Source organism: Corynebacterium sp. HMSC063G05, assembly GCF_001810555.1.
Taxonomy (GTDB): Bacteria; Actinomycetota; Actinomycetes; order Mycobacteriales; family Mycobacteriaceae; genus Corynebacterium; species Corynebacterium jeikeium_D.
Genome location: NZ_KV801860.1, coordinates 49550 through 61995, shown reverse-complemented (window position 1 = coordinate 61995; position 12446 = coordinate 49550). Strand labels below are relative to the sequence as shown.

General features: G+C 59.4%; 11 protein-coding genes, 1 pseudogene and 1 riboswitch. Of the genes and pseudogenes, 9 read left to right on the top strand and 3 right to left on the bottom strand.

The window, feature by feature from the left end; translation table 11 throughout:
- From HMPREF2751_RS10965 to HMPREF2751_RS08080, 4 genes and pseudogenes are all read left to right on the top strand, one after another.
- Positions 1-177, top strand: a pseudogene (locus HMPREF2751_RS10965) (IS110 family transposase); the annotation flags it as partial.
- A gap of 122 nt (positions 178-299) precedes the next feature.
- Entirely contained in the window at positions 300-782 is a 483-nt protein-coding gene (locus tag HMPREF2751_RS08090; protein WP_048732946.1) for a pirin family protein, read from the top strand.
- Between the two features lie 249 nt (positions 783-1031).
- Positions 1032-2270 (top strand): methyltransferase domain-containing protein, encoded by a 1239-nt coding sequence (locus tag HMPREF2751_RS11035; protein ID WP_083280599.1) that lies wholly within the window; start codon positions 1032-1034, stop codon positions 2268-2270.
- A gap of 121 nt (positions 2271-2391) precedes the next feature.
- Positions 2392-2871: an SDR family oxidoreductase gene (locus HMPREF2751_RS08080; protein ID WP_070566844.1), complete on the top strand. Its 480-nt coding sequence runs from the start codon at positions 2392-2394 to the stop codon at positions 2869-2871.
- On the opposite strand, the gene HMPREF2751_RS10950 is transcribed toward HMPREF2751_RS08080, so the two are convergent.
- Positions 2853-3152: a hypothetical protein gene (locus HMPREF2751_RS10950; RefSeq protein ID WP_224784042.1), complete on the bottom strand. Its 300-nt coding sequence runs from the start codon at positions 3150-3152 to the stop codon at positions 2853-2855. The genes HMPREF2751_RS08080 and HMPREF2751_RS10950 overlap by 19 nt on opposite strands.
- An 886-nt stretch (positions 3153-4038) precedes the next feature.
- On the opposite strand from HMPREF2751_RS10950, the gene HMPREF2751_RS10945 reads away from it, so the two are divergent.
- Entirely contained in the window at positions 4039-4206 is a 168-nt protein-coding gene (locus HMPREF2751_RS10945) for a hypothetical protein (RefSeq protein ID WP_232250618.1), read from the top strand.
- Positions 4207-4696: 490 nt separating this feature from the next.
- Here the strand turns inward: HMPREF2751_RS10945 and HMPREF2751_RS08070 are convergent, their stop codons facing one another.
- Positions 4697-5227 (bottom strand): hypothetical protein, encoded by a 531-nt coding sequence (locus HMPREF2751_RS08070; RefSeq protein ID WP_241482348.1) that lies wholly within the window; start codon positions 5225-5227, stop codon positions 4697-4699.
- A 383-nt stretch (positions 5228-5610) separates the two neighbouring features.
- Positions 5611-5732: riboswitch (TPP riboswitch) on the top strand.
- On the opposite strand from HMPREF2751_RS08070, the gene thiC reads away from it, so the two are divergent.
- The 3 genes from thiC (at position 5731) to HMPREF2751_RS08055 (ending at position 10457) form a co-directional block, all read left to right on the top strand.
- Positions 5731-7437 carry a phosphomethylpyrimidine synthase ThiC gene (gene thiC, locus HMPREF2751_RS08065; protein WP_070595825.1) on the top strand — a complete coding sequence of 569 codons (1707 nt, stop codon included), beginning with the start codon at positions 5731-5733 and terminating at the stop codon, positions 7435-7437. It overlaps the preceding riboswitch by 2 nt.
- 380 nt (positions 7438-7817) lie before the next feature.
- The gene (locus HMPREF2751_RS08060; RefSeq protein ID WP_224784255.1) at positions 7818-8801 is read left to right on the top strand and encodes an HtaA protein; all 984 of its coding nucleotides are present in this window, start codon (positions 7818-7820) and stop codon (positions 8799-8801) included.
- Between the two features lie 180 nt (positions 8802-8981).
- Positions 8982-10457 (top strand): glycosyltransferase family 87 protein, encoded by a 1476-nt coding sequence (locus HMPREF2751_RS08055; RefSeq protein ID WP_239392940.1) that lies wholly within the window; start codon positions 8982-8984, stop codon positions 10455-10457.
- A 2-nt stretch (positions 10458-10459) separates the two neighbouring features.
- On the opposite strand, the gene HMPREF2751_RS08050 is transcribed toward HMPREF2751_RS08055, so the two are convergent.
- Positions 10460-10657 (bottom strand): hypothetical protein, encoded by a 198-nt coding sequence (locus HMPREF2751_RS08050; protein ID WP_049180842.1) that lies wholly within the window; start codon positions 10655-10657, stop codon positions 10460-10462.
- Between the two features lie 282 nt (positions 10658-10939).
- Between HMPREF2751_RS08050 and HMPREF2751_RS08045 the strand changes: the two genes are divergently transcribed.
- Positions 10940-12322 (top strand): M18 family aminopeptidase, encoded by a 1383-nt coding sequence (locus tag HMPREF2751_RS08045; RefSeq protein WP_070595824.1) that lies wholly within the window; start codon positions 10940-10942, stop codon positions 12320-12322.
- The last annotated feature ends 124 nt before the right edge of the window (positions 12323-12446 follow it).

Here is a 12446-nt window from a genome sequence, read left to right as displayed (position 1 = left end):
TCGAACTGCCATCCCGCATCGCGCGACTACTACCCGCGTAAACGGGCTGAAGGACAGAAGCACAATGCCGCGGTGATGTGGCTTGCCCGGCGGCGCTGCAACGTCATCTATGCCCTGTTGACTCGGTGTGAGTTCTTCCGAGAAATCCCTGCTAGAACCATCGCCACGGCTGCGTAGGCCGCTGCGCTAATCACCGCCGGCCCGCACGATGCGGACCGGCGATCAGTCACGGCTACACCCCCATACGATGTACGTGAAAGTCCCGCCTGACTATTGACAATCCACATAGGGACCCCGGCATGGCGCAGCGAATCAGCGCCGGGCGCGGGATCCGCCACTCCGAGCTCAATGCCTCCGGTTACCTCGACGGCAAGAAGTTGCGGGTCGTCCAGGCCTGGTTGCCGCCCGACGATCTCGGTGCCGCTCCCTCCCACGACGAGGTCGACCTCAACGATGCTCTCACCGACGGCACGCTGGTCCCGGTCGCGTCGGGCACACCGGGCCTCGCGCCGCTGACCATCGGCACCACCGGCGCGACGTTGCGCATCGGCCGGGTTCCCGCAGGCCGCACCATCGACGTGCCGTTGTCGCGGTTCACCCACTTCTTCGTCGCCTGCGGCTCGGCATCCTTCGGCGACGAGACGCTTTACGACGGCGACGTTGCCCGCATCACGGCCGACGGATCGAATTCAGCGGATTCGGACGAGGTCGACTCGCTGCCCATGACCGCCATCAACGATGCCGAGGTGCTGGCTTGGACCATGGACCGCAGCATCGACTGAGCCCACCAAACGACACCGGATGACGGTATAGACCAGACGCCGAAGGACAGGTACCTCGCCTTTTTCGGATCGACCGGGTCGTCGGACATCTACGTTGCAACGGCCCGGTTCGGCGTTTCGGGCCAACCCCTCGACAAATATGCCAGGTAAGGCTAAGTTAATTGCTAAAGCAGTATTTTACATGCGGGTTAACGGGCCGGCGCAGTCGCCGACACCGTCGGCCCGGCCACACGACGAGTGAGACGCACCATGAATGCACGCGACAGAGATTTCGAACAACTCCAGGGCCACTGGCTACTGGCCCGACTGGGCAAAAAGGTCCTTCGACCCGGTGGCCGGAAGATGACGGAGTGGATTCTCGACCGGGCTCGCCTCACCGACGCCCGCGTCGTCGAACTCGCACCGGGACTGGGGATTACGGCGACGGAAATCTTGAATCGCGCACCGGGGGATTACGTCGGCATCGACGAGGACCCCGACGCCGCCAAGACGACCGGCAAGGTCGTTGGCCACAGGGGCCGGGTCACCGAAGGCAAGGCCCAAGCGACGGGGCTCGGCGATGACTCGGCGGACGCCGTCGTGGGCGAGGCGATGCTCACCATGCAAGGCGACAAGGGCAAGGCGGCGATTCTCGACGAGGTTCGTCGGATTCTCGTTCCCGGCGGCCGCTACGCGATCCACGAACTGGCGTTGACCCCCGACGACCTGGATGCGGCGACGAAAGATGAGATTCGCATCGCGATGTCCAAGGCCATCCGGGTCAACGCCCGACCACTCACCGTCGCGGAGTGGCGAAACCTCCTCGAAGAACACGGATTCGAGGTCGAGCACGTCCGCATTGCGGAGATGGGCCTGCTCAAGCCCTCCCAGATGATCGAAGACGAAGGGATCTCCGGAGTTGCCCGCATCGCAGGCAACATGATCAAGCACCCCGCGGCGCGTAAGCGCGTTCTCGGCATGCGCAGCGTTTTCGTCGAGAACGACGACGCCCTCGCCTCGATAGGCATCGTGGCCCGTCTGCGCGACACCGCCGATTCCGCCGACGCCGCCGATGCGACGGGTGCCGTTTCCAACGCTTCCGAAAGCGGGCGCGAAGCATCGCCCGCCGTCCGACGCGGGCCCGAGATTGAGTTCCTCGACGACGACCAGCAAGCTGAATTGACCGCCGATCCGGAGGCTCTGAGCCTTCATGACGTCGTCGCCGCCGCTCCGCCCGCCAAGGACGGCGACGGCCCGGCGGTGAAACGTCTGCAGACGGCCGACGGGGTAAACATCATCGCCATGCGTTTCCGCTCCGGCCAGGCCTTGCCCGATCACCGCGCTGCACACCCGATTATGGTGCAATGCATCGAGGGCCAGGTGCGCTTCACCGTAGGCGACCGCACCGAGGTCCTCACGCCGGGGACCGTCGCACACCTGCCCACCATGGTCCCACACCGGGTCGACGCAGACGAGGACTCCGTGTTCCTGCTGTCGATGCTCACGTAGATCCGTACACGGGGTTGACCGCCGCACGGGCGGAGCGATTTCGCCGGCCCGGACCGGCCTCGCCGCCGCATCCGGCGAGGGCCCCTTCGGCCGTTCCCCCGAACCACGCGGCCTGCGGCGCGTGCTCATCACCGGCACCGCTTCCGGCTTCGGCCTCGAACTGGCCAAGCGCTTCGTCGCACGCGGCGATTCGGTCATCGCGACCGATCTGCATGACTCGGCGAACGAGGACGTCGTCAAGCTCGGCGATGCGTGCACCTACCGCGAGCTGGACGTCACCTCCGACGCGGACCGGGAGGCGGCGGCCGCGGCGATAGGCGCGGTGGACGTGCTCGTGCTCAACGCGGGCATCGCGGTCGGCGGGGCGATCGAGAACGTCACCATGGACACGTGGCACCGCGCGCTCGACATCAACCTGCTCGGGGCGGTCTGCGGCTGCCGTGCGTTCGTGCCACTGTTGGAGCCGGGCGCGAAGATCGTGATGACGTCGTCGATCGCCAGCCTGATCCCCCGTGGCGCCCGAGCGGGTAAAGATCAGCTTTTGCGCGCTGACTTTATGCTCGGAGGCTTACGGTCGGAGCTTTACGATCGGACGTTGTGACCAATCACCGCCGGGATAGTAATTGGCGCATCCCCGAAAAGCTCCTTCTGGTATTCGTTCTGCTCGAAAGCGCCGGCATCGTTATCCCTGATGGTGGCCACGTTTGTCAGTTTGCGTGCCGACGGTGCGGAGCCCTTTTGGAGCAGTCCGCCACGGCTGCCCGCAGTGGTGGCCGCGAAAGACCCTGCGCCACGGTTTCCAGCAGCGGCGCCCGCGGTTCCGCCAGCAGCACCCGTAGCTCCGGTAGCAGTACTGTTGCGTGCGCTGATTAGGGAATTCATCAATCCACTTCCGCGCTGTGAAGGGCTATTCGAGGCGTTTGGCAAGGCAGAACCAGCAACCCCGGGACCCAAGCCGGTTCCCATCCCGCGCCCCGCTGTTGGCGCTGGCATACGACCAGGACTCGAAGTCGGAAGTCCCGAGGCCGGTGGACGGGGGCTTGCGTTTCCAGAAGGCGGCAGTGCCGGGATATTGCCCGCTGGTGTGAGCCCCGCAGTGCGTCCTGCGCCGAGAGGGCCAGCCGGCCGGTTGCCGTGAACTCCGTAAGGCGAGACTCCTTGCGGTGATGTGCGTTGAAGTGGGGCGCTCGCTCCCGAAGGGGTGACCATGGCTGGATTCGCCGTGCTCGGTTGAGCCATGGTTGATGTACCGGTCGGGGATGTTGGCGAGATTGTGGAGCTCGTTGGGCTGCTAAGTGATGCTGGGTGCACAGGGGCAGCAGACGGATTTGTGGGGTTCGACAAAGTCGAAGTGCTCGGTTGCACGTGCGAAGGAGCGGAAGGGCTCGCGGATGTGGATTGTGGTGTTGGAGAATCCGGAACAGTTGAGGTGGCACCAACTGGTGTGCTGGCGGCCTGCATGCTTCCAGTCATCCCCGCAGGCGAAAGGCTGAACTGGCTAGTTCCAGAACGCCCGGCGACTGTGGCCCCAACGGACACCTCGGCAGTCACACCACTTCCCGCATCGGCAGAAACCAGGTTAGGAATTCGGGGAATAGCTGTCTGTAGCTGTGCGGTATACGGACCAGAGAGAAAGGCTGCTACCTCGGCCTGTTCAAAAGCCTTTTGCGCGCCAGGGTTTGGGAGTGCCTTGGATTCGGCTTCGATCGCTGATAGTGCATTGACGGCCATCGCTTTCACAGATGGCAATACGGCAAGGTGCCCGGCCATGACCTCCGATGCGGTGGCGATGCTGGTAGCGCGTGCGGCCAGACCTTTCATTGTCGTATCCGCAGCAGAGAAAACAGCACCGCTGTTGCTCGACACCAAGCCGGATGAGATGGAGGTTAGATTGCTGGCCAACGTGGTCATAGTGTCGGCGAAGTTGTTCCAGTAGGCGATTGCCTCGGCTACGGCACCGTCATTTGTCGAGGAAAACATGGATAGTAGGGACTTCGCATCGAGACCAAGTTCCGCAGAAAGAGTGACTGGCGCGAAAGTGAGACTTCCAGCTTCAAACATCGGCCGACGCTGAAATACACCGCTTGTTCGCGCTACTTCAGCAAGGGAAGCGCCGTCACCATTGAACGGGTTAATGCTTCGAAGAATCCGATTCATGGTGGATTCGTGTTCAGTAATCACGCGACGGAAGTCAGCGAGATTCGTTTGCGCCCAGGTGAGTTGTTTGCCCAGAGACAAGCCGACGGCGGCAGAGCTTCCTGAACTGCCGGAAATTGCGAGACTGTGTTCTGTCGCCACCAGCTGGAGTGACGGAACCTGTGAGTAGCCGGCCAAGTTGGGCTGCATAAATCTGGAACCGCTTGCTAGAACATTCGTAATACTGAACTTCTGAATTGCAGAGTCGATTGTTGGAATTACGGCATGCATCATGATTCTTCCCCCAAGTAATCAATTAACAGCTCATTTACAGGAGCGCATCGTCGGTGCTGTGGGTCAGGGCTATCTTGTCCGGTTGTGTCGATAACGAATCCGAGAGCCCCTTGTTCTGTTTCGACAGAAGCAATACAGGCAGAGCTTCCGAGCGGTTCTGTTTGAGTGAATGTCACCCAATTGAAAATTCCTTCGTGATGAGCCAAAGGCTCGGCACTGTAGCGCTCGAGTTGCGAGTGAGCGACCGCGGCATGCCAGATGCTCAACAGGCCGGAAGCGTCGGATTCGATAACGCAGCCAATCTGTTTATTACCTTCGATTCGGCCCTCCATGTACGTCTGCTCCTGGAACCCCAGCCTGTCTAAACGCCCCATAATCGCAGGGTCGTCACACGGATTGGTCAGGACGAATTCGGGTGCGTCGTAGTTGTAGTGCCCATCGGGACCAAGTGGAGCATCACCGGGCTCCGGCGGATTGTTGGGTGGAAGCACACCCGCAGGTAACGTCACGCCCGAGTCAGTAGTCATGGTTGTCGCATTGTCGCCGACAGGTTGAACGTCCTCGCCGGATGCCTCGGTCGATGCGCAACTAGTCCCCGTTATTCCCCATAGAAGTGCTGACAGTAGGGCGGCAGTAGTCGCCTTTTTCAATTTTCCCTCCCCAAAGAATTTGTGTGAGAAAGATATAACACCGCGGTCGTAATTGCGCTTGCTGAGAAGCCGAAAAAATAGACCGGCTGTGGATAACTTTTAGGGGTGTGGACAACGCGGTCGCCGTGCAAAACGACGCCTCTGCGTAGCCACCACCTGCACCTTTGGGGTGCGTTCTCCGGGGCGTCGTTAAGCGTTGGTGGACAGCGCGGGTGTAATGACCGAAGTAATCCGAACGATTGGTTAGACTATGAGGCGCATTACAAAACCACGGGAGTGCCAACCGAAATTCCGGCACTGAGAGGACGCTAGGGATCGAGCGTCGACCGGACGAACCTGAATCTGGGTAATACCAGCGTAGGAAAGGGATGTGTTGCTTCATGGCCGCACGTGTATCTGTATCCGCTCCACCGAAAGAGGGCGAGGTTACAACTGGCCCGATTTACCGCAGCAACAAGCATTACGACGAGGTTGCGTTCAGCAACGATTTCGGTGAGGCGAACCTGCGCATTCCAGTCCGTCGAATCAACCTGACGGACGGCACTCACTTCGATGCATACGACACCTCGGGTATTTACACCGAGGAAAACCCGGAACTGAACCTGAAGGAGGGGTTGGCTAAGACTCGTGACTCTTGGCCGAAGGCTCCGGCAGTGCCGGCGGTTGCAGGCTCTGAGGAGGCCCCGAAGGTCAAGACGCAGCTGGCATGGGCCCGAGCGGGAATTGTCACCCCGGAGATGGCATTCATTGCCGCTCGTGAAAATGTGGATCCGGAAGTTGTTCGCGAAGAGGTTGCTGCGGGGCGTGCCGTGATTCCGGCCAACCACAAGCACCCGGAGACCGAGCCGATGATTATTGGCAAGCGCTTTGCCACCAAAATCAACGCCAACATTGGTAACTCGGCTGTGACTTCGTCCATCTCCGAAGAGGTGGAGAAGATGGTGTGGGCGACCCGTTGGGGCGCGGACACCATCATGGATCTGTCCACCGGTAAGGACATTCACGAAACCCGCGAGTGGATTCTGCGTAACTCCCCGGTGCCGGTTGGTACGGTGCCGATTTACCAGGCGCTGGAGAAGGTTAAGGGTGACCCGGCCAAGCTGACCTGGGAAATCTACCGCGAAACCATCATTGAGCAGTGCGAACAGGGCGTGGACTACATGACCGTTCACGCGGGTGTGCTGCTGCGCTACGTGCCACTGGCCGCCAACCGCGTTACCGGCATTGTCTCCCGCGGTGGTTCGATTATGGCCGCATGGTGCCTCGCGCATCACCAGGAGAGCTTCCTCTACACGCGCTTCGCTGAGCTGTGCGACATTCTGGCACAGTACGATGTCACGTTCTCCCTCGGTGACGGCCTACGTCCGGGCTCCATTGCCGACGCTAACGATGAGGCCCAGCTGGCTGAGCTGCGGACCCTCGGCGAGCTGACCAGGATCGCCAAGTCCCGCGGCTGCCAGGTCATGATTGAAGGCCCAGGCCACGTTCCGATGCACAAGATCGCTGACAACGTGAAGTGGGAAGAGGAGTGGTGTGAGGAAGCTCCGTTCTACACCCTCGGCCCGCTGGCAACCGACATCGCGCCGGGCTATGACCACATCACGTCGGCTATCGGCGCGGCAATCATTGCGCAGGCTGGTACCGCCATGCTCTGCTACGTCACGCCGAAGGAGCACCTGGGTCTGCCGAACCGCGACGACGTCAAGGTCGGCGTGATTACTTACAAGATTTCCGCGCATGCCGCTGACCTGGCAAAGGGGCTGCCGCGCGCTCAGGAGCGTGACGACGCGCTGTCGAAGGCCCGCTTCGAGTTCCGTTGGCATGACCAGTTTGCACTGGCTCTGGATCCGGACACTGCGCTGGATTACCACGATGAGACCCTGCCCGCAGAGCCGGCAAAGACCGCGCATTTCTGTTCCATGTGTGGTCCGAAGTTCTGCTCCATGCGTATTTCCAAGGATGTGCAGGACTACGCGAAGGAACACGGCCTGGACTCCGTTGAAGCTATCGAGGCCGGCATGGCTGAGAAGTCCCAGGAGTTCACTGATCAGGGTGGTCGCGTCTACCTGCCGATTACCGCGGAGTAATTGGTTGCGTCAAAGCTGCTGAAGCAAGCCGCGGTCGAGCTCTATTGGGCTTGGCCGCGGTTTTCTTTTGCTCTCAACCATTTCTTCCAATCCCAGCGTTGAGACTCAAACGGGGGTGGATAAGGCGCGCCTTAATAAATGCGTTAGGTGAGCCTAATATGCAGGTGTACATTGCTTGTATGCACAGTCTGAAGTTCTTGACTTTCGATCATTCCCACCGCCATCTTGCGGGGGCTCACGAAACTCGCCTTTCGTCCGGCTCCGAATCATCGCCCGTTGGAGAAGGCAAGCGTCGACCGGTGAGGCAGAGTGCGCGCAGAGGTGTTACTGCGGTTTCGCTGTCCGGCGCCATGGTCCTTTCAGCGTTTGTGTCCCCAGCAATGGCTGAAACTGCGAAGCCAATCGTGCCAGACAACTTTCCCAATGTGATTAATCCAGCGGAGAACTTCCAGCCGCAGGATCCGCAGTATGTCGAATCCCCGGAAGTTTCTGTCACTTTTGAGGACGGCACACCAGCTGAAGGCGCCACAGTTCATCGCGGCGATGTTCTCATTGTTCGCGGCAGTGGTTTTAATCCGTCGGCCAACCGTGGTGGTTACCCGCTTCCAATTCCTCCGGGTGTGCCCAATGGCGTTTACGTTCTCTACAGTGCGTTCCCAGACTCCTGGAAGCCAAGTGAAGGTGCTCCGTCCTCGTCGCGGAAACATCCGCACGACAACATTGCCTGGGTCACGCCGGCTGGAACTCTCGAGGCGATACCGAACCAGGGCGTCGACATGCGACGTTCTATCGCTCGTCAGGCTACCCCGATGACAGATGACGGCAGCTTTGAGGCTCGCATTGTTGTTGACCCGCCAGAGACCCCAGCTGGTGAAAACTGGGGCATTTATGTTTACCCGGCAGCCGGCTCCATTAATGAGGCCGAGGAAATCTACATCCCGTTGAATTATTCGGATGCTCCGGGCAAGAATGCCCCGGCTCCCTCCAGCGAGGATTTAGTAATTTCTGTATCTGCGCTGGAGAAGGTATTCGGCGCACTGGGTGGTGGCGTCACTGCCAAGAACGGTGCCCTAGAGCCTGAGGCCGGTGTCGTCTCATTCACCCGCGACAATGACAACAGTGATGTCGAAGGGGAGAGCTACCGCGGAGAAGTTCACATCACCGCGAAGTTCAGTCTGGTTCATGTGGTCGTTCGTAATCCGCGCATTGAGGAAGGCCCGACCGGAAAGATTATTACGGCAGAGGTCTCGCAGGGCTACGATGTCGGCCCGGATGAGATGGAGCGCATGCCCATAGCCGCCGTGGTCGACAGCGATGGAGATCAGCTGATTACGACCATCGGCACTATTTCACAGATTCGATAGTCCTCCGGCCATCACGGCCGCCAACTGTCGTCCTCCTGGCACTTTGTTCAAAGTAAGCCGTCATACCTTGTGGGTTCTTGCGGGGTGTAACCACTGCCGTATTGGAATCACTACATTAGATAGAGGCGCTTACCAGCGATGAGGAGGAACGTGGGACGGCATAGTCAGGCAGAAGGACCTGTGTCACAGGATGGCGCATCGTCACAGGCTGCGGAGTCGCAACGTGCTGCTGCGAAGTCTCGGTCACAGGTCTCGCGAAAAATGCGGGCTCGCAAACCCAGTCAGACCCCCGCGCTGGCGCAATCGCCTGTGATGAGCTGGCCTCTTATTCTGGTCTCGCTGCTCGGTGGTCTTGCCTCGCTGTTGGCCTGGAATGGTCGTACTCAGCCGGACGATTGGGCTTCGCTCTGGGTAGGCGGGCTACTTATGGACAGGGGACTTGAGTCCCATCTCTATGATGCCGATCCAATCGATTTCACCGCCATGAGTGGAGAGGTCTGGCCACGCCTGGCGCAGGAAGTGTCTGCGCCATTTACGCATCCCTTTGTGCAAAACCCTTTGTTCGCAAAGGCTCTGGGAGTGATATCCCACGTCATGAGCTTTGAAACCTCGGTTGCTTGGTTGCTGTTTCTCTCCGGAATGGCCGTCGTGGTCCTCGTCGTAGCTTCCTACCACCTGTGGTTTCGGTCCACCATGCCCTGGGGTATCGCAGCGCTGGTTACCGCATGCGTATTCGCTCTGCCGACCACTATTAATTCGTTCTGGATCGGTCAGACGACACCGCTGATCGTCGCGGGTGTCGCCTATGGTCTTGCTGCCTCGCACACTCGTCCTTGGCTCGCGGGCATCGTGCTCGGCATCGTCGCATCCATTAAATTGACTCCGTATGCGCTCATCGCTGTGATGCTCTTTTTCGCTTATCGACGGCGCGCAGCCCTCTGGTCGCTGGCCACCACGGCGGTACTGGCGGTCTGGATGTTTATCCGCGTTGATATGGCGGTGATTTCGGATTGGATTGATCGAATCGGCGACATTGGTTCATCGGTCTTGGTCGGCGGTGCGAATCAGTCGTTGGCGTCGACTTTAGCCACAGACCTGGGAAAACCTGATTTATTAGTAACAGTGGTTCGTGATTATCCGAGTCATGTGAAAACGATTCCACTGTGTATTGCGCTTGGCGTGGTGTTGATGGTCACGGCAGTTGCGTGGTTGAACTCGGTCTACCGGTTTGAATTCCTAATCACGGGCGCGTGGCTTATTGCAGCCACATTCTCATCGATTCTTTGGACCCATTACATGTTGATGCTGGTCACGTCTGTGTTCGGTTTGGTCGCCATGGCGCGGACCCGATTGACCAGACAGTGGCCGTATATCGGTATTGCGTTGCTAGTGGTCCTGCTGACGTTTCCTGTGACAAACCCGATTGCTGCTACGCCATATACCGGCGGATTTATGTATTCGGGGATTACCGCGATGCTCTTGACGCTGGCATTGATGCTAGTTATTGGTGGCTGCCACGCGTTTGCGGTACATCGGTATGGCGATGGTGATACAGGCGAGGTTGGACCTGGTTTTGGCAGTGAATTAGCTGCTGTGGAGACGTTGAAATTTCCTCAGCCAGAGCCAATGGTCTTATTCGACTTGAGGAAGCGCTAGATTTAGCGGCTCAGCATAGAGACGATGTCACGGGGAGACATGTCGCTGTAGATCTCGTTCCGGGTGCTCTTAACCTGGTGGCCGAAGTGGACTGCGTTAGCGTCACTGCTGGTGTCGCGGGCAAGAGCCTCGCGCAGCGGCTGAGAGAAGAAGGCGCGCTTGGTAGTGAAAGAACGGGGGAACAGGTTTTCAAGGCTCACGGTATAAACCCTTTCTGTGGTCGGAATCCGGTCGGGACTCCGGTTTGAGAGTTTCTGTATTCAAATGGTTTTCTTTGATGCGGTTGCCACTATATGTCTGAATATGCCCGATATCGAGTTAAAACGGGCAAAAGTGACTAAGCGGATACCGTTCCCAACATGAAAGCTGCATCACACTGTGGACCGGCTTAATACTCGGTCGCGGTCAGTTGTGGGCTCCAATACAGTTGTGCCCTCCAATACAATGAAATGCGGAATCAAATTTGAAGTAGGAGTTTGGCTATGGCTATTTCTTCGGCACTCACCCCTGAGTCTCCGGATTCGGCGGATACCTCGGACGCGGCATCGCGCAGCGTTCCGGCGGCAGCGCTCAGTCACGTTGAGGATCTAATTGATTTTGTGGCTGCGTCGCCAAGCTCATTTCATGCGGCACAACAGGTCGTTGACCGTCTGAGTGCAGCCGGTGCCACGGTCGTCGACGAGCACGAACAGTGGCCAAGCGAACCCGGTGCCTACGTCCTGCGTCGCGATGGCGCTGCCGTTGCTTGGATCGTCCCGGAGGCACCGGCTGCCGATTTGACCGGTTTCCGTATTGTGGGTTCCCACACGGATTCGCCCGGTTTTCGTGTGAAGCCCAACGCGCGCACCTCCGCCGCAGGCTATGCACAGGTCGCCGTCGAAGTCTATGGCGGCGCGCTGTTGGGGAGCTGGACCGACCGCGAAATTGAGTTCGCCGGTCGTGTAATTGATAAAAATGGCAATGAGCACCTTGCTCGCACCGGCCCGGTCGCGCGTATTCCGCAGTTGGCTATCCACCTCAATCGTGCGGTTAACGAAGAGGGGTTGAAGCTCCACAAGCAGAATCACACTGCACCGATTATCGGAATGGATACCTTCGGCACCGATGTGCACCAGGTCATCGCCGATGCTGCGGGACTGTCTATCGACGACATCGTCGCCTGGGACCTCATTTCCTTCGACACTCAGCAGCCGCGCACCTTCGGTGCTCACGATGAGTTCCTGGCTTCAGGTCGACTCGACAACCTGCTCAGTGTTCACTCATCCCTGGTCGCCTTCGAGGCCTTGCTCCGCCAAGACTGGAGCACGTCAACCACTATCCCCGTCATGGTGGCTTTTGACCACGAGGAAGTCGGGTCCGCCTCCACCACGGGCGCTGCAGGGCCACTGCTTGCCGACGTTCTGTCCCGCATCGCAGCGGCCACAGGCGCTGACCTGGAACGCACCCAGCAGCTTTACCGCGGTTCCATCTGTCTCTCTGCCGACGGCGCACACGGTGTGCACCCGAACTATGCAGGTGAACACGAGCCGGGGCACCAGCCGGAACTCAATGCTGGCCCAGTGCTGAAGATCAATGCCAACCAGCGCTATGCCACCACGGCGGCTGGTCAGGCCGAGGTTGTCCGAATTGCAGCGGAAACCTCTAAGCGCATTGGCCAGGAAGTGCCGGTGCAGTATTTTGTCTCTGCGAACCACAAGCCATGCGGCTCCACTATCGGCCCGATCACTGCAACGCGACTGGGTATCGACACCATCGATATCGGAGCTGCGATGGTCTCCATGCACTCGGCGCGTGAGATGTGCGGCACGATTGATCCATGGTGGTTGGCCGAACTCACCGTGGATTTTTGGGGTGCCGGAAACTAGCAGCACGCTGGCAGCGCTTAAGTCACCTCTAGCAGGGGAGATGTCGGGGCGCTGTGGCCGTCGTGAAGCGAAAATGGGTGAGGGAATTTCCGTAGTTGCTCGTCGTGGAGTCCATTTTCTGTCA

Bases quoted from the DNA above. Each gene is read 5' to 3' on its own strand.
- HMPREF2751_RS08090 (WP_048732946.1), top strand. From the start codon at position 300: ATGGCGCAGCGAATCAGCGCCGGGCGCGGGATCCGCCACTCCGAGCTC.
- HMPREF2751_RS11035 (WP_083280599.1), top strand. From the start codon at position 1,032: ATGAATGCACGCGACAGAGATTTCGAACAACTCCAGGGCCACTGGCTA.
- HMPREF2751_RS10950 (WP_224784042.1), bottom strand. From the start codon at position 3,152: ATGAATTCCCTAATCAGCGCACGCAACAGTACTGCTACCGGAGCTACG.
- HMPREF2751_RS10945 (WP_232250618.1), top strand. From the start codon at position 4,039: ATGACCTCCGATGCGGTGGCGATGCTGGTAGCGCGTGCGGCCAGACCT.
- HMPREF2751_RS08070 (WP_241482348.1), bottom strand. From the start codon at position 5,227: ATGACTACTGACTCGGGCGTGACGTTACCTGCGGGTGTGCTTCCACCC.
- thiC (WP_070595825.1), top strand. From the start codon at position 5,731: ATGGCCGCACGTGTATCTGTATCCGCTCCACCGAAAGAGGGCGAGGTT.
- HMPREF2751_RS08060 (WP_224784255.1), top strand. From the start codon at position 7,818: ATGGCTGAAACTGCGAAGCCAATCGTGCCAGACAACTTTCCCAATGTG.
- HMPREF2751_RS08045 (WP_070595824.1), top strand. From the start codon at position 10,940: ATGGCTATTTCTTCGGCACTCACCCCTGAGTCTCCGGATTCGGCGGAT.